Origin of the sequence: Mucilaginibacter ximonensis, assembly GCF_042686265.1 — a bacterium.
Classification (GTDB): Bacteria; Bacteroidota; Bacteroidia; order Sphingobacteriales; family Sphingobacteriaceae; genus Mucilaginibacter; species Mucilaginibacter ximonensis.
In genome coordinates this window covers 273,537-290,016 of the sequence record NZ_JBHUPD010000003.1, presented here as the reverse complement: position 1 = coordinate 290,016, position 16,480 = coordinate 273,537, and the positions used below count along the sequence as shown (strand labels likewise).

General features: G+C 41.7%; 17 protein-coding genes and 5 tRNA genes. 4 read left to right on the top strand and 18 right to left on the bottom strand.

The features are described 5' to 3' along the window. Nucleotides 1–34: 34 nt before the first annotated feature. The 17 genes from rpoB to ACFS5N_RS15175 form a co-directional block, all read right to left on the bottom strand. Complete coding sequence (gene rpoB / locus ACFS5N_RS15255; protein ID WP_377187352.1) at nucleotides 35–3,838, bottom strand: DNA-directed RNA polymerase subunit beta; 3,804 nt, start codon at nucleotides 3,836–3,838, stop codon at nucleotides 35–37. Between the two features lie 223 nt (nucleotides 3,839–4,061). After that, a complete protein-coding gene (gene rplL, locus ACFS5N_RS15250) occupies nucleotides 4,062–4,445 on the bottom strand; it encodes a 50S ribosomal protein L7/L12 (protein WP_377187349.1) in 384 nt (127 codons plus the stop codon). 61 nt (nucleotides 4,446–4,506) lie between these two features. Further along, complete coding sequence (gene rplJ / locus ACFS5N_RS15245; protein ID WP_377187346.1) at nucleotides 4,507–5,025, bottom strand: 50S ribosomal protein L10; 519 nt, start codon at nucleotides 5,023–5,025, stop codon at nucleotides 4,507–4,509. Between the two features lie 2 nt (nucleotides 5,026–5,027). After that, nucleotides 5,028–5,726 (bottom strand): 50S ribosomal protein L1, encoded by a 699-nt coding sequence (gene rplA, locus ACFS5N_RS15240; protein WP_377187343.1) that lies wholly within the window; start codon nucleotides 5,724–5,726, stop codon nucleotides 5,028–5,030. Nucleotides 5,727–5,750: 24 nt separating this feature from the next. Next, on the bottom strand, nucleotides 5,751–6,191 hold the full coding sequence (rplK, locus tag ACFS5N_RS15235; protein WP_377187340.1) for a 50S ribosomal protein L11: 441 nt from the start codon (nucleotides 6,189–6,191) through the stop codon (nucleotides 5,751–5,753). Nucleotides 6,192–6,389: 198 nt separating this feature from the next. Further along, a complete protein-coding gene (gene nusG / locus ACFS5N_RS15230) occupies nucleotides 6,390–6,932 on the bottom strand; it encodes a transcription termination/antitermination protein NusG (RefSeq protein ID WP_377187337.1) in 543 nt (180 codons plus the stop codon). A gap of 13 nt (nucleotides 6,933–6,945) precedes the next feature. Then, complete coding sequence (gene secE / locus ACFS5N_RS15225) at nucleotides 6,946–7,140, bottom strand: preprotein translocase subunit SecE (protein WP_377187334.1); 195 nt, start codon at nucleotides 7,138–7,140, stop codon at nucleotides 6,946–6,948. A 19-nt stretch (nucleotides 7,141–7,159) separates the two neighbouring features. After that, a tRNA-Trp gene (locus tag ACFS5N_RS15220) sits at nucleotides 7,160–7,230 on the bottom strand. Between the two features lie 115 nt (nucleotides 7,231–7,345). Next, nucleotides 7,346–8,533 carry an elongation factor Tu gene (tuf, locus tag ACFS5N_RS15215; protein WP_377187331.1) on the bottom strand — a complete coding sequence of 396 codons (1,188 nt, stop codon included), beginning with the start codon at nucleotides 8,531–8,533 and terminating at the stop codon, nucleotides 7,346–7,348. 58 nt (nucleotides 8,534–8,591) lie between these two features. Next, nucleotides 8,592–8,663: transfer RNA gene (locus ACFS5N_RS15210), tRNA-Thr, on the bottom strand. Nucleotides 8,664–8,708: 45 nt separating this feature from the next. Further along, nucleotides 8,709–8,781: transfer RNA gene (locus ACFS5N_RS15205), tRNA-Gly, on the bottom strand. Between the two features lie 94 nt (nucleotides 8,782–8,875). Then, nucleotides 8,876–8,956 (bottom strand) — tRNA-Tyr (locus ACFS5N_RS15200). Nucleotides 8,957–9,039: 83 nt separating this feature from the next. Next, nucleotides 9,040–9,112: transfer RNA gene (locus tag ACFS5N_RS15195), tRNA-Thr, on the bottom strand. Nucleotides 9,113–9,368: 256 nt separating this feature from the next. Then, nucleotides 9,369–9,716 (bottom strand): ribosome hibernation-promoting factor, HPF/YfiA family, encoded by a 348-nt coding sequence (hpf, locus tag ACFS5N_RS15190; RefSeq protein ID WP_377187328.1) that lies wholly within the window; start codon nucleotides 9,714–9,716, stop codon nucleotides 9,369–9,371. 12 nt (nucleotides 9,717–9,728) lie between these two features. Further along, a complete protein-coding gene (locus ACFS5N_RS15185) occupies nucleotides 9,729–10,634 on the bottom strand; it encodes a tyrosine-type recombinase/integrase (protein WP_377187325.1) in 906 nt (301 codons plus the stop codon). A gap of 73 nt (nucleotides 10,635–10,707) precedes the next feature. Beyond that, on the bottom strand, nucleotides 10,708–10,902 hold the full coding sequence (gene rpsU, locus ACFS5N_RS15180) for a 30S ribosomal protein S21 (protein ID WP_377187322.1): 195 nt from the start codon (nucleotides 10,900–10,902) through the stop codon (nucleotides 10,708–10,710). Between the two features lie 95 nt (nucleotides 10,903–10,997). Continuing rightward, nucleotides 10,998–11,603 carry a hypothetical protein gene (locus ACFS5N_RS15175; protein WP_377187319.1) on the bottom strand — a complete coding sequence of 202 codons (606 nt, stop codon included), beginning with the start codon at nucleotides 11,601–11,603 and terminating at the stop codon, nucleotides 10,998–11,000. 208 nt (nucleotides 11,604–11,811) lie between these two features. Here ACFS5N_RS15175 and ACFS5N_RS15170 point away from each other — a divergent pair, with 208 nt between their 5' ends. From ACFS5N_RS15170 to ACFS5N_RS15155, 4 genes are all read left to right on the top strand, one after another. Continuing rightward, complete coding sequence (locus ACFS5N_RS15170) at nucleotides 11,812–13,392, top strand: PAS domain-containing sensor histidine kinase (RefSeq protein ID WP_377187317.1); 1,581 nt, start codon at nucleotides 11,812–11,814, stop codon at nucleotides 13,390–13,392. Nucleotides 13,393–13,458: 66 nt separating this feature from the next. Beyond that, nucleotides 13,459–14,313 (top strand): bifunctional helix-turn-helix domain-containing protein/methylated-DNA--[protein]-cysteine S-methyltransferase, encoded by an 855-nt coding sequence (locus tag ACFS5N_RS15165; protein WP_377187314.1) that lies wholly within the window; start codon nucleotides 13,459–13,461, stop codon nucleotides 14,311–14,313. Then, a complete protein-coding gene (locus ACFS5N_RS15160; protein ID WP_377187311.1) occupies nucleotides 14,306–14,575 on the top strand; it encodes an Ada metal-binding domain-containing protein in 270 nt (89 codons plus the stop codon). The genes ACFS5N_RS15165 and ACFS5N_RS15160 overlap by 8 nt, the downstream gene beginning before the upstream one ends. Further along, nucleotides 14,562–15,161 carry an alpha-ketoglutarate-dependent dioxygenase AlkB family protein gene (locus ACFS5N_RS15155; RefSeq protein ID WP_377187309.1) on the top strand — a complete coding sequence of 200 codons (600 nt, stop codon included), beginning with the start codon at nucleotides 14,562–14,564 and terminating at the stop codon, nucleotides 15,159–15,161. The genes ACFS5N_RS15160 and ACFS5N_RS15155 overlap by 14 nt, the downstream gene beginning before the upstream one ends. Nucleotides 15,162–15,191: 30 nt before the next feature. Here ACFS5N_RS15155 and ACFS5N_RS15150 read toward each other — a convergent pair whose 3' ends face one another. Then, entirely contained in the window at nucleotides 15,192–16,364 is a 1,173-nt protein-coding gene (locus tag ACFS5N_RS15150; RefSeq protein WP_377187306.1) for an acyl-CoA dehydrogenase, read from the bottom strand. Nucleotides 16,365–16,480 lie beyond the last annotated feature (116 nt).

The following is a 16,480-nucleotide window of genomic DNA, read 5'->3' as shown; positions in this document are numbered from 1 at the left end:
TACTCACTCATTCGCTCATTCACTAATTCACAAATTAGTCTAATGTGATATCCAAACCTAAACCTCTAAGCTCATGAACCAATACGTTGAATGATTCAGGAACTGATGGTGTAGGTAAGTTTTCACCTTTAACAATAGCCTCGTAAGTTTTAGCACGGCCCACAACATCATCCGACTTAACAGTCAAAATCTCCTGCAGGATGTTTGCAGCACCGAATGCCTCAAGTGCCCAAACCTCCATCTCACCAAAACGCTGACCACCAAATTGAGCTTTACCGCCCAATGGTTGTTGTGTAATTAATGAGTACGGACCGATTGAACGTGCGTGCATCTTATCGTCAACCATGTGACCTAATTTCAGCATGTAAATAATACCTACAGTAGTTTGCTGATCAAAACGATCGCCGGTTAAGCCATTGTATAAGTAGGTACGGCCTGATTCAGGGATTCCGGCTTTTTTGATCCAACCCTCAACTTCTTCATGGCTTGCACCATCAAAGATCGGAGTAGCAAATTTAACGCCCAGTTCTTTACCAGCCCAGCCCAATACAGTTTCATAGATCTGACCAAGGTTCATACGTGAAGGTACCCCCAGTGGGTTCAACACAATATCAACCGGAGTTCCGTCTTCCAGGAAAGGCATATCCTCGTCACGTACAATACGTGCAACGATACCTTTATTACCGTGACGGCCCGCCATTTTATCACCTACTTTAAGCTTACGCTTTTTAGCGATGTAAACTTTAGCCATTTGTACAATACCTGATGGAAGCTCGTCACCTACGCTGATCGCAAATTTATCGCGACGGTAAGCGCCCAGTTCCTCATTTACTTTGATACCGTAGTTATGCAGTAACAACTTGATCTGATCATTTTTATCATCATCAGTTGTCCATTTAGTCGGGTTGATGTTTTCGTAGTTCAGCTCAGCTAATATTTTCTGAGTGAATTTAACACCTTTTGGCACCAACAGCTCTTTGTAAACGTTGCTAACACCTTGTGATGTTTTGCCGTTTACAATCTCGAACAACTTATCGATCAAAGTATTTTTCAGATCTTTCAATGCTTTTTCGTGTTTAACGTCAAGCTTGTCAATCTGAGCTTTCTCTTCGGCTTTGGTTGTTTTCTTAGCGCGAGAGAACAATTTAGTATCGATAACCACACCTGCAATTGATGGTGGAGTTTTCAAAGAAGCGTCTTTTACGTCTCCTGCTTTGTCTCCAAAAATTGCACGTAACAGTTTTTCTTCCGGTGAAGGGTCAGACTCACCTTTTGGAGTGATCTTACCAATCAGGATGTCGCCTTCTTTAACCTCAGCACCTATACGGATAATACCGTTTTCGTCAAGGTCTTTAGTAGCTTCTTCTGATACGTTAGGGATATCTGGTGTTAATTCTTCTTCACCACGTTTAGTATCACGTACCTCTAATTCAAACTCTTCAACGTGAATCGAAGTAAAGATATCCTGAGATACTACACGCTCAGAAATTACGATCGCATCCTCAAAGTTATAACCTTGCCAAGGCATGAATGCCACTTTAAGGTTACGGCCCAGAGCAAGCTCACCATCCTGAGTTGCATAGCCTTCGCAAAGCACTTGTCCTTTTTCAACGCGCTCACCTTTCTTAACGATAGGTTTCAGGTTAATGGTTGTGCTTTGGTTGGTTTTCTTGAACTTGGTTAAGATATAGCTTTTTGAATCGCCATCGAAAGAAACCAAACGGTCGTCTTCGTTACGATCATATTTAATAACAATTTGGTTAGCATCCACATATTCAACTACACCATCGCCTTCGGCGTTGATCAGGGTACGTGAATCTTTTGCTACGCGACCTTCCAAACCGGTACCTACAATTGGCGCTTCAGGACGTAATAGCGGAACGGCCTGGCGCTGCATGTTCGATCCCATCAATGCACGGTTAGCGTCATCATGCTCCAGGAACGGAATCAATGATGCCGCGATAGACGTGATCTGGTTTGGAGCAACGTCCATCAAATCCAGTCTTTCCGGCTCGATAACCGGGAAGTCACCCTCATAACGGGCTTTTACTTTTGGTGTAGCAAACTCGCCCTTGTCATCATAAACCGCATTTGCCTGGCCAATGGTTTTACCGTCTTCATCCTCGGCAGATAAATAGATAACCGGCTCCTGAACTTGTACTTTACCGTTAATAACGCGTTTGTACGGCGTTTCGATAAAGCCTAAGTTGTTGATTTTGGCGTGTACGCAAAGCGATGAAATCAAACCGATGTTTGGACCCTCAGGAGTCTCGATGGTACACAACCTACCGTAGTGGGTGTAGTGAACGTCACGAACCTCGAAGCCTGCACGCTCACGCGACAGACCACCGGGGCCTAAGGCTGACAGACGACGCTTGTGCGTAATCTCTGCCAGTGGATTGGTTTGATCCATGAACTGTGATAACTGGTTAGTTCCGAAGAACGAGTTGATCACAGATGATAATGTACGTGCATTGATCAGGTCGGTTGGTGTGAACACCTCGTTGTCACGAATGTTCATACGCTCACGGATGGTACGAGCCATACGTGCCAAACCAACACCAAACTGAGCATATAACTGCTCGCCAACGGTACGTACGCGACGGTTTGATAAGTGATCAATATCATCCACCTCAGCTTTTGAGTTGATTAATTTGATCAGATATTTAACTATCGCAATGATATCCTGTTTAGTTAAAACCTTAGTTTCTTCTGAAGTATCCAGTTGTAACTTACGGTTGATGCGGTAACGACCAACATCACCCAGGTCATAACGTTTGTCAGAGAAGAACAAACGGTCGATGATACCACGTGCAGTTTCCTCATCAGGTGGTTCAGCGTTACGTAATTGACGGTAGATATGCTCAACCGCTTCTTTCTCTGAGTTTGAAGTATCTTTTTGTAAAGTATTATATATAATAGTGTAATCACCACTGGTAGACGCATCTTCCTTGTTCAGGATGATGGTTTTAACACCGGCGTCAATGATCATATCGATATGATCATCTTCAAGCACGGTTTCACGCTCCAGGATAATTTCGTTACGGTCAATAGAAACTACTTCACCGGTATCTTCATCTACAAAGTCTTCAACCCATTTCTTCAAAACTCTTGCAGCCAGTTTACGGCCGATGAATTTTTTAAGACCTGACTTGCTAACTTTAACCTCGTCGGCCAGTTCGAACAACTCTAAGATATCTTTATCTGAGTCATAACCAATGGCACGCAATAAGGTAGTTACCGGGAATTTCTTTTTACGGTCAATGTACGCATACATTACGTTGTTAACGTCTGTAGCAAACTCAATCCATGAACCTTTGAAAGGGATAACACGGGCAGAGTACAACTTAGTACCGTTAGTATGGCGGCTTTGGCCAAAGAACACGCCCGGCGAACGGTGTAATTGCGATACAATTACACGTTCAGCGCCGTTGATCACAAATGTTCCTTTTGGAGTCATGTATGGGATAGTACCCAGATACACGTCCTGAACAATGGTTTCAAAATCTTCGTGCTCGGCATCATTACATGACAAACGAAGTTTTGCTTTTAACGGAACGCTGTAAGTTAATCCGCGTTCAATACACTCGCGTATATCGTAACGTGGCGGATCAATAAAATAATCAAGAAACTCCAGGACGAAGATGTTTCTTGAATCTGAAATAGGAAAGTTTTCGGCAAACACTTTAAACAAGCCTTCTTTGTGGCGATTGTCTGAAGTTGTTTCTAATTGAAAAAATTCCTGAAAAGATTGCAACTGCACATCCAGAAAATCCGGGTACTCAAGTACCTTTCTGCTGGTTGCGAAGTTTACTCTTTGATTTGTGTTGTTTGCCAAGGTATTTTAATTTTAGTTAATTAAACTATTAAGACGTACGTTACCAGATGTGAGATATGAGATAAATTTTAACATCTAATGCCTGATATTCGCCAACTTGTCAACAGCTTAAGATCTCATATCTCAATTCCCACTGTCCCAAATCTATTATCAAACCTTTATAAACAGCAATAGACCCCGACCAATTTAGGTCGGAGTCTGATGCTATACGTGTTGTGATTAATTACTTAATCTCAACTACTGCTCCGGCTTCTTCTAACTGAGTTTTCAGAGATTGAGCTTCTTCTTTAGATACACCTGTTTTTAATTCTTTTGGTGCACCGTCAACAAGATCTTTTGCTTCTTTCAAACCAAGACCGGTTAAGTCTTTTACTAATTTAACAACAGCTAATTTTTGACCACCTGCTTCTTTCAGGATTACGTCAAATGCTGTTTGCTCAGCAGCAGCTGGAGCAGCGTCATCACCGCCAGCAGCAGGAGCAGCAACAGCTACAGCTGCAGCAGCAGGCTCAATGCCATACTCGTCTTTCAAGATCTGAGCTAATTCGTTTACTTCTTTTACTGTCAAGTTAACTAACTGTTCAGCAAATGCTTTTAAATCCGCCATTTTATTATGTTTTTTTACTTTAATACTTTGTTTTTAATGTTCAAACTTTAAGGTGTTTGAATTAACCTCTTTCTTGTAATGTTTTTACTAATCCTGCCAATGTGTTGCCACCTGACTGCAGGGCCGATATCACATTTTTCGCTGGAGATTGCAGTAATCCAATGATCTCGCCAATCAATTGCTCTTTTGATTTCAACTTAGTAAGAGCATCAATTTGGTTGTCGCCGATAAATACTGCTGAGTCAATATAGGCTGCTTTTAAAACCGGTTTGTCACCTGTTTTTCTCAATTGTTTAATCAACTTTGCCGGAGCAGTTGCTGATTTTGAGAAAAGGATTGATGATGAACCTTTTAATACATCATATATTTCAGTGAATTCGCCACCGGCAGCTTCCATAGCTTTTTTAATCAAGCTGTTTTTAGCTACCTGAATTTTGATATCACTCTCAAAACATTTTCGACGGATGTCATTGATTTTGGCAACCGTTAAATTTGAAGTATCAGTAATATAAAAATTACCGTACTCTTTCATTTGCTCAGTGAGGGCAAGAACAAGGTCGTGTTTTTCTTCTTTATTCATGATTAAATTCCCGCTACTGATTTTGCTTCAATTGTTATTCCGGGAGACATAGTTGAAGAGATATGAATGCTCTTAAAATATGTTCCTTTTGCTGCTGATGGTTTTAATTTTGAGATAGTTTGCAATACTTCTAATGCATTCTCATAAATTTTATCAGCAGGGAAAGATACTTTACCTATTGAGGTATGAATGATACCGGTTTTATCAACCTTGAAGTCAATTTTACCACCTTTAACCTCAGTTACAGCTTTACCAACTTCTGTTGTTACTGTACCTGATTTAGGGTTTGGCATCAAGTTACGCGGACCAAGCACACGGCCTAATCTACCTACTTTAGCCATCACACTTGGCATAGTGATGATAATATCAACATCAGTCCATCCACCTTCAATTTTGGCGATATAATCGTCCAAACCAACGAAATCTGCACCTGCATCTTTAGCCTCTTGCTCCTTGTCTGGAGTACAAAGTACTAATACACGTACAGTTTTGCCGGTTCCATGAGGAAGGGTTGCAATACCACGTACCATTTGATTGGCTTTACGAGGGTCAACACCTAAACGTACATCTATATCAACTGATGAATCGAACTTGGTATTAGTAATTTCTTTTACCAAAGCCGCTGCATCCTGCAGAGTATAAGATTTGTTCGCCTCAATTTTGGACTGCGCCACTTTTTGATTTTTTGTTAATCTAGCCACGTCTTAAACTGATTTGTAAATTAATTAATTCCAGGGAGCCGTACCTGATACGGTGATCCCCATACTGCGGGCAGTTCCTGCTACCATTTTCATGGCTGATTCAACTGTGAACGCGTTTAAATCGGTCATTTTATCTTTGGCGATAGTCTCAACCTGATCCCAGCTAACGCTGGCAACCTTTTTACGGTTAGGCTCTGCCGAACCACTCTTTAAACCTGACACTTCCATTAACTGGATTGCAACAGGAGGAGTTTTAATGATAAAATCGAAAGATTTGTCAACGTAAACAGTAATCACTACAGGTAACACTTTACCAGGTTTGTCCTGGGTACGTGCGTTGAACTGCTTGCAAAACTCCATAATGTTCACACCTTTTGCACCCAATGCCGGGCCAATTGGAGGAGATGGATTTGCAGCACCGCCCTTCACTTGCAGCTTAACCATTGCACCGACTTCTTTTGCCATTTTGCTTTTTATTTAATTATCAATGTTATAAAGTGGAAGCTATGTAACATTTACGCTCTTGATAGATTTTTAGATGTGAGAATTGAGATTTGAGACTCTCTTCTGTATCGCTTTATCTATTTAATATTTTTGAATTTGGTGTATCAATTTGCTGACAGCTTCCTTATCAACTAATCTTCAATCACCAATCTTTAATCGCTACTCTTTCTCAACCTGCATGTAATTCAATTCAAGCGGCGTACGGCGGCCAAATATCTTTACCATTACTTTGAGTTTCTTTTTTTCTTCGTTAACTTCTTCAATAACACCGCTAAAGCCATTGAAAGGTCCGTCCATTACTTTAACGTTTTCGCCAACGTAATACGGCACATTCATGGTTTCGCCTTGTGCGCTCATCTCGTCAACCTTACCTAAAATACGGTTAACCTCTGCCTGGCGCAACGGAATGGCATTACCTGCTTTGTCGCCCAAAAAACCAATTACACTGTTCACATTTTTAATGATGTGCTCCAGCTCGCCGTCTAATTGAGCTTCCATTAATACATAACCCGGAAAGTAGTTACGCTCTTTAGCGATCTTCTTCCCGTCGCGCATTTGGTAATACTTCTCTGTAGGGATTAACACCTGAGGTACCAAATGGCTAATGCCCAGACGTGAAATCTCGGCATCAATATATTGCTTAACTTTTTTTTCCTTACCGCTAATAGCGCGTACTACATACCATTTTAACTGATCACCCATTCTTACTATATAATTAAGCTAGTGAACTATAAAACTTGTTAAGCAAAAGGCCGATAATCTGATCCATGCCAAAAATAAGCAGGGCGATAATAATCGCTGCAACCAACACCAATACTGCACTGCTTTGTAACTCGCGCCAGGTTGGCCAAGTTACCTTTTCGGTCATCTCGACGTAAGACTCTTTAATATATTCAGATATACCAGCCATTCTAATTATTGCTATTATGCACGGGAACAAGGATTCGAACCCTGATCAAAGGTTTTGGAGACCTCTATTCTACCATTGAACTATTCCCGTGTGTAAAACCTTCTATAATACTGAAGGAACTTTATAATATTGATAAAGTACCCCGGCCTGAGCCAGGGTACTTTTCAAAAAATTAACCGTTTTTATTTCCCTTAATGGGCTGAAATTATTTCAAAATTTCAGTAACCTGGCCAGCACCTACAGTTCTGCCACCTTCACGGATAGCGAAACGTAAGCCTTTTTCCATTGCGATAGCGTTAATCAATTTTACAGTGATGGTAACGTTATCACCAGGCATAACCATTTCTACACCTTCAGCTAGTGAAATCTCACCAGTTACGTCAGTAGTACGGAAATAGAATTGCGGACGATATTTGTTGAAGAATGGAGTGTGACGACCACCTTCAGCTTTTGATAATACGTAAACTTCTGCTTTGAAATCAGTGTGCGGAGTTACTGAACCTGGTTTGCAGATAACCATACCACGACGGATATCAGTTTTCTCAATACCACGTAACAATAAACCTACGTTGTCACCAGCTTCACCACGGTCAAGGATTTTGCGGAACATTTCAACACCAGTTACGGTTGATTTCAAGTTCTCAGCACCCATACCCAGGATGTCAACAGGCTCACCAGAGTTAATTACACCACGCTCGATACGGCCAGTTGCTACTGTACCACGACCAGTGATTGAGAATACGTCCTCAACTGGCATCAAGAATGGAAGCTCTGTCAAACGTGGAGGGATTGGGATGTAGTTATCTACAGCATCCATCAGCTCCATGATTTTACCAACCCATTTCGGATCAGCATTCAAACCACCCAGAGCAGAACCTTGGATAACAGGAATGTCATCACCAGGGAACTCATAGAATGATAATAATTCACGAATTTCCATTTCAACAAGCTCTAACAACTCTGGGTCGTCAACCATGTCAACTTTGTTCATGAATACTACTAGGGCAGGTACACCTACCTGACGAGCCAAAAGGATGTGCTCGCGAGTTTGTGGCATCGGACCGTCAGTTGCAGCAACAACGATAATTGCACCGTCCATTTGCGCAGCACCAGTAACCATGTTTTTCACATAGTCAGCGTGACCCGGACAGTCAACGTGAGCATAGTGACGGTTAGCAGTTGAATACTCAACGTGAGCAGTGTTAATGGTGATACCACGCTCTTTTTCTTCAGGAGCTGAGTCAATTGAATCAAATGAACGAGCTTCTGATAAACCTGCGTCAGCTAATACTTTAGTGATAGCTGCGGTAAGGGTTGTTTTACCGTGGTCAACGTGACCGATTGTACCGATGTTTAAGTGCGGCTTACTGCGGTCAAACTTTTCTTTTGCCATGATTTAATCTTTATTTGTAGGTTAATTTATATGCTTTATTAATAACGTTAATACGTTGAGCCAACAATGGGATTTGAACCCATGACCTCTTCCTTACCAAGGAAGTGCTCTACCCCTGAGCTACGTCGGCTAATGTTAGTCTGAGTTCGATTTTTGAAATCCGACTGCATTTTTGAGCGGAAGACGAGGTTCGAACTCGCGACCTATAGCTTGGAAGGCTATCGCTCTACCAACTGAGCTACTTCCGCTTGTTAATGAGTGAATGAGTGAATTAGCGATTGATTGATTTTAAATTCAATCTATCCACTCATTCACTCAATCAAACCTTCACTCATTCTATTGTGGGGAGAGAAGGATTCGAACCTTCGTAGCCGAAGCAACGGATTTACAGTCCGTCCCATTTGACCGCTCTGGTATCTCCCCAGCGCTAATTCAGATTTACGATTTCAGATTTACGAATTGACAAGCAAATCGTAAATCGTAATGCTGCAATCTAAATTCAGCAGAGCCTCCTATCGGGATCGAACCAATGACCTACTGATTACAAGTCAGTTGCTCTACCAGCTGAGCTAAGGAGGCTTATTATTGAACTTATTTTACTGCCCGGTGTTATACACCTTTCAGCAAACAATCGGCGAAGATGCGATTATTTTTTTAAGCTTGATAATTTTTATTTTAAAGAACCTTCCTTTTCGTTGAAGAAGTGCATTACATACCTCCCCGAAAGGGATTGCAAATTTACAAATAAATAACGCCCCGCAAAATTTTTTATCAAAAAAAATCGGCAGCCTTTTTGGGCCGCCGATTTCAATAAAATATTCTAGGTTTTTAATTCTCAAAATTCATCGTCGGTTGATGCCAATACGGCATTTTTAACCTGCTGAGCTGCAATCTCTTTCTTGGTTTTATGTTTGGCAATTTGTTTGCGCAAGCTCTCAATGGCCAGGTCTGTAGCTTCTTCGAAAGTTTTGCATTGCTCCTTCGCAAAAATTTGATTGCCGGGTAACTGCAGCTTAATTTCAGCGATCTTATTGGCCTCGTCTTCTACATTTTCAAGCTTTAAATAAACTTCGCCATTAATAATGTTATCATAAAAAGTTTCCAGCTTGTCTGCTTTTCTTTGAATGAACTCCAATAATCCTTTGTCTGCAGTAAAATGAATTGATTGCACTGTAATTTTCATGATTCCTCCTTTTTATGCCTTTGGATGGGCAAGTTTATAAATAGTTTTTAATCGTTCAACTGAATTGTGCGTATAGATTTGCGTGGCGCTTAAATTAGCATGGCCCAGCAATTCTTTTATCGCATTTAAGTCAGCTCCGGCATTTAATAAGCTGGTAGCAAAGGTATGCCTCAGCACATGGGGGCTTTTTTTATTTTGGGTTGATATATGAGATAAATATTTATGCACTGTCAAATAAATTAGTTTTGGATATGCATTTGCCCCTTTATCTGTAACGATCAATGTTAATGAATTGTTACCAAAATTTTCATTTTTCTTTAACTCATTGTATTTCAACAATAAATTTCGCAACTCTTGGTTCATAGGTATAATGCGTTCTTTGTTACGCTTACCTAAAACCTTCACGGTGCCCTCATAAATGTTGATATCGGTATGTTTTATACCCAGCAGTTCAGACAAACGCATACCGGTACCAAACAACATCTCTATAATGAGCTTATCGCGGGTACCTTTAAAATCTTCTGTAAAAATCCCGTCGTTGTTCAGCATCTGGGTAAGCCGCGCATCCTCAACCACAACGGGAAGGTGCTTTGGTATTTTGGGGACGACTATTTTTGAGGTGGGATTAACAGTTATCTCCCCCTCCTGCAGTAAAAACTTAAAGTATTTTCGAAGTGTAGCAACTTTACGATTGATAGATGTTGAGGTAAGCCCCTCGTTCATCAATTCAACCATCCAGTTGCGTATCTGGTGATGAGTAATTTCTGATGGATGTGCGATGGGTTCATCCGGTTCATGAATAAAGCGCATGAACTGATCAAGGTCTGACTGGTAAGCCGAAACGGTATGGGGAGAGTACCGTTTCTCGAATTTGATGTATTGTATAAACCGGTCTAAAAACATAAAAACTACTTGCACATCCAGTAGAATGAATGTACAAATAGTTTTATATATGTTTACAAGAAAAACTGAAAATTCTTTTTACAAAGAATTAAGCAGTTGTATCAAGGTTCATGTTCTGTTTATAGATGGCATGCTTAATCTCGTGACGACGGGCCACAGATTTTTTCTCGAATGCCTGACGGCTGCGTAGTTCGCGCAATACACCTGTTTTTTCAAATTTCTTTTTGAAGCGTTTTAACGCTTTATCTAAAGATTCGCCTTCTTTAACGTTGATTATGATCATATCCAATATACCTCCTTTCGGGACGGCAAATGTACACACAATGTTTTGATTTACAAAAAGGTTTTTAATAAAGAATGGGATTATTTTTCAGCGAGTTAGCTTATCCACGAACTTATGGCTACCCATCTAACCCACTTACCATTCTCGTTTTTGTAAAGTGCAAACTCTCCGTATCCGCATAAACCGCCGCAACTGTAGCCATAATAAAACAAACAGAAGGTACCATTGCGTAAAAGTATCGGCTTTGAAAATGTATATAATTTATGTATACCCATTTTATACATATAGTTCCAACCGCGACCTTTCCAGTCTTTAAAAACAGCATTTACGGTATCAGTTGATATCATTCGCGAATCTAAGAACAGATGATCGTACCATTTATAATTTACCATTTTATCAATTTCGTCATTTACGTACTTCATTTCTGCAACAGACATTACCATTGAATCTAGTCCGACCGGACGCATCCTTCCACCCTTATCTTTAAAAACAAGCGAATTTCCTTTAGCTCTTGACATGGCCGTAGGTTTACCAGTACCATTTTCGGTAAATATTACACTATCGGCACTTTCTTTATAAAACATATGGCTTTGAGGATACCATAAACCCTCATGCATAATATGTATAGCAAACCTGCCAATGCTGTCCTGATAAACAATATCTTTATCAGTAATTATTTGGTTAATGATTCTCTTGGCCATGGCACTAGTTTGTGCGTAGCCGGCATTACAAATTAAACAGAGTATTATAATATAAAATGGATATTTCATAGACGGCGGTATCAGGTTATTACATATCAATATTACGATTAAAAACTAAATACTTAAATCGAAGTAACAACCAAACTTTTTTGTCGGCTATATGTTGGTTCTATCTGTTATATTTAGCTCCTCTATTTTTATTTGATACATGACTACAGATAATAGCACCCAGGCAACATACGTCCATTACTTGCAAGGCGGCGGCGAAATGGGGCAGCTAATCCGCGATTTTGATTGGGATAGCACCTCCTTAGGTAATCCCGAAGGTTGGTCGCAAAGCTTATTGACTACGTTAGCCATTATCCTCAATTCTAAGTTCCCTATGTTTTTATGGTGGGGGCCGGAATTAATTCAATTTTATAATGATGCCTATAGGCCCAGCCTGGGCCAAAACGGCAAACATCCAAAAGCACTTGGCCAGCCGGGTATTGACTGCTGGCCCGAAATATGGCCGGTTATCAAGCCATTAATCGATCAGGTGCTTGAAACCGGTGAATCGACCTGGAACGAAAACCAGCTTATACCTATTTATCGCAATAATAAACTTGAAGATGTTTACTGGACATTTAGCTACAGCAAGGTAATTGATGAGTTGGGTAAACCCGGCGGTGTACTGGTGATATGTAATGAAACTACCGACCAGGTGACTTCTTACAACAATGTGCAAAACGCAAAAAATGAATTAGAATTTGCTGTTGAAGCGGCCGACCTGGGTACCTGGGACCTTAACCCCATAACCTATAAATTTATTGGTAACGAACGCTTAAAAAAATGGTTTGGGTTAGCTGACCATGAAGAAATTGACCTGGAATTGGCTTTGGCCGCACTGTCTGAAGAAGACCGCGTGCGCGTATCTAACGCCATAGCCAAAGCGTTGGAACCAGCATCTGACGGAAACTATAATATAATATATACTATAAACGATAGCGAAGGCGGTAAACGCATTGTTGAGGCTACCGGCCGCGCTAAATTTGATGCAGAGGGCAAGCCGTACCAATTTAGCGGTATACTGCAGGATGTTACCGAGGAGTACCAATTACAAGTACGTAAAGACGAATTTATCAGCGTAGCCAGTCACGAGTTAAAAACACCGATCACTTCGCTTAGCGCTTCAATACAGATCTTGCAAAAACTGGTAAAAACCGACCCCTCTTCAGACAAAGTACCCATGTTTGTAAACAAAGCCAGTAATAATCTGAGTAAACTTACCCATTTACTGGACGACCTGCTTAACGTTACTAAAATACAACAGGGCCAACTGGCGCTTAATATTAACCGCTTTGACCTTGTCGAACTGGTGAAAGATTGCTGCGAGCATATTAACCCGTTACATGACTATGAATTTGTTTTTTTAGGTGACGAAGAGCTGATGATTTATGCTGATTACCGCCGAATTGACCAGGTAATGATTAATCTTATCGGTAATGCAATAAAATATTCTCCCCATAAAAAACGCATTGAAATCACCGTACTGCATGATGATGCTAATGCCACGGTTGCTATCCGTGACTTCGGAATTGGCATCAACCCACAAAAATTACCCCATCTTTTTGATCGATATTACCGCGTTGATGCGTTTGGGCACCAGTTTTCGGGTTTAGGGTTGGGGCTTTATATTAGTGCAGAGATCATTAACCGCCACAATGGTAAGATTGGCGTACATAGCGAAGTTGGCAGCGGCAGTAACTTTTGGTTCACTATTCCGCTGGATGATCCTTCTATTTCGTAACTCAGCAAGAATCGGGTTTTATGGCATGTGAGCCCATGATAATTTTGTACCGTCAAACAAGCAATCATGGAAATGCAACACGAGATAGATTATAAAAGAATAGCAGAAGCCATTGAGTTTTTAAGGCTTAACTATAAACGCCAGCCAACGCTCGAAGAAGCTGCCGAATATGTTAACCTGAGCCCTTTCCATTTTCAAAGGATGTTTACCAACTGGGCCGGCGTTTCGCCAAAACAGTTTTTGCAATATCTGAGCATTGAACACGCCAAGTCAATTTTAAAGGAAAAACAGGCTTCATTATTTGATGCAGCCCTTGATACCGGATTATCAGGTACGGGCCGCCTGCATGATTTGTTTATCAAGATAGAGGGCATGACGCCCGGCGAGTACAAAAACGGCGGTGAACAATTGAATATCAGCTACAGCTTTGCCCAAAGTCCGTTCGGCACTATCTTGGTAGCATCAACCACTAAAGGTATTTGCTACATGGCTTTTGCCGATGGTGATAATAATGAAGCGCTGGGCGATTTGAAAAGTAAATTTCCGAATGCACATTACACCAATTTTTTAGATACCATACAGCAAAACGCGCTATTTATTTTTACGCGGGATTGGAGTAAACTGAGCGATATTAAATTACACCTGAAAGGCACACCTTTTCAGCTGAAAGTTTGGGAGACTTTGCTGAAAGTACCTGTTGGTGGATTGACAACCTACGGTAACCTGGCTAACACTTTGCAAAATCCTAACGCCAGCCGTGCTGTCGGCTCGGCAGTGGGCGATAATCCGGTAGCATTCTTGATACCCTGCCACCGCGTTATCCGGTCGACCGGCGAAACCGGGCAATATCACTGGGGTAGCGGCCGCAAAACCGCGATGCTGGGCTGGGAAGCTGCGCAAACGGCAAAGCATCATGATTAACCACATTGATTTGGGGCCAAGCGTTTTTTCACGCTTTATGGCCATTCAAAAATTAATACAAAAGGGCGAAATCTGTTACGGCGGTAACAAAAAGCTTAAAATTTACGGGACGTTGCAATGTAAATCGGGTAAGCGCATGAAATCCGCAAACCGGGTTTTCTTCATCGACGAACAAGAAGCGATAGACGCTGGCTACCGCCCCTGCGGCCATTGTATGATACACCAATATCAAACCTGGAAACAACAAAATGGAAATCAATAACTGTCGAAATATAGTTAACCTGCTTCCTTATGACGGCATTGTAAATTACTATGGAAAAATAATGTTTCCTGCCGACGCTGATCATTACCTCGATACCCTGCTCAATACCATCCAATGGAGAAATGATGAAGCGATTATATTTGGCAAACACATCATCACTAAAAGAAAAGTAGCCTGGTATGGCAATGATGGTTACAGCTACACCTACAGTAACACTACTAAACGGGCTTTACCCTGGACTAAAGAATTACTGGCACTAAAAGCGCTGACCGAAGAATTTTGCGGCGACAGGTTTAACTCCTGCCTCCTCAACTTATACCATGACGGTAACGAGGGCATGGCCTGGCACAGCGACGACGAAAAATCGTTGGGAAAAGACACCACTATTGCGTCGCTAAGTTTTGGTGCCGAAAGAAAATTTGCGCTCAAACATCGCGTCAGTAAAGAAACGACAGATATTATTTTGGAGCATGGAAGCTTATTGGTAATGAAAGGCGCCACGCAAACCAACTGGCTGCACAGCCTCCCAAAATCAACCCGAATTAAAACACCCAGAGTAAACCTGACTTTCAGAACGATGATTTAAATAAATGGCGCTGCTATTGGCGCCATTTATCTATCGTAATATCTCCCGGCTGATAACGATCTTCTGTATCTCTGAAGTACCCTCGCCTATGGTACACAATTTGGCATCGCGGTAAAATTTCTCTACCGGAAAATCCTTGGTATAACCATAACCACCAAATATTTGAATAGCCTCGGTAGCAGTGCGTACCGCAACTTCAGATGCATAATATTTAGCCATAGCCGATTGTTTGGTAACCGGCAAATGGCGATTTTTCAAATCGGCAGCCTGCATAATGAGTAGCTCGGCGGCTTCAATCTCTGTCGCCATATCGGCCAGCTTGAATGAAATCCCCTGGAAATTGGATATCGGCTGGCCAAATTGTTTACGCTCTTTGGAGTAAGCCAGCGCTGCCTGGAAAGCCCCTTTAGCGATACCCAGCGACAATGCTGCTATCGAGATCCGGCCGCCATCTAAAACCTTCATAGCCTGGGCGAACCCCTGCCCCTCTGCTCCCAATAAATTTTCTTTAGGTACCCGGCAATTGTCGAATACCAGCTCGGTGGTTTCAGAGGCGCGCATACCCAGTTTATTCTCCTTCTTTCCGTGTGTAAATCCGGGCGTTCCTTTCTCAATTACCAATGCCGAAATGCCATGCGAGTCTCCTTTTTCACCGGTGCGTACCATTACTACCGCAATGTTACCTGACTTGCCGTGAGTTATCCAGTTCTTTGCCCCGTTTACTACGTAATAATCACCTTCAAGTACCGCAGTTGTGCTCATGTGCAACGCATCAGAGCCTGTATTAGCCTCCGTTAACCCCCAGGCCCCAATCCACTCGGCCGTGGCCAGTTTGGGCAGCCATCTTTTCTTTTGCTCGTCGGTACCAAAGGCCAGGATATGGCCGGTGCAAAGCGAGTTGTGTGCAGCTACCGACAGGCCTATCGCACCACAAACTTTAGCAATCTCAGCAATTACCGTTACGTATTCAAAATAGCCAAAACCTGAACCACCATATTCTTCGGGTACTAAAACGCCCATCATACCCAACTCGCCCATCTGTTTAAAAAGCTCAACAGGAAAAGTTTGAGCTTCGTCCCATTCCATTACATGAGGGCGAATATTTTTTTCGGCAAAATCGCGCGCCATTTGCGCTACCATTGCCTGGTTGTCATCAGAAGAGAAATTGTATCCGGCGGATACATCAGTCAATAAAACGTCCATAGTCACTTTAGGTTTACTTTAGATGAACGTCAAATATCTGCCCTTGGTTTCATAAATGGCAGCGGTAAAAAGGGACACTTTCAGTATCCGGTATAAATAATAGGTTTAGTGAGTTT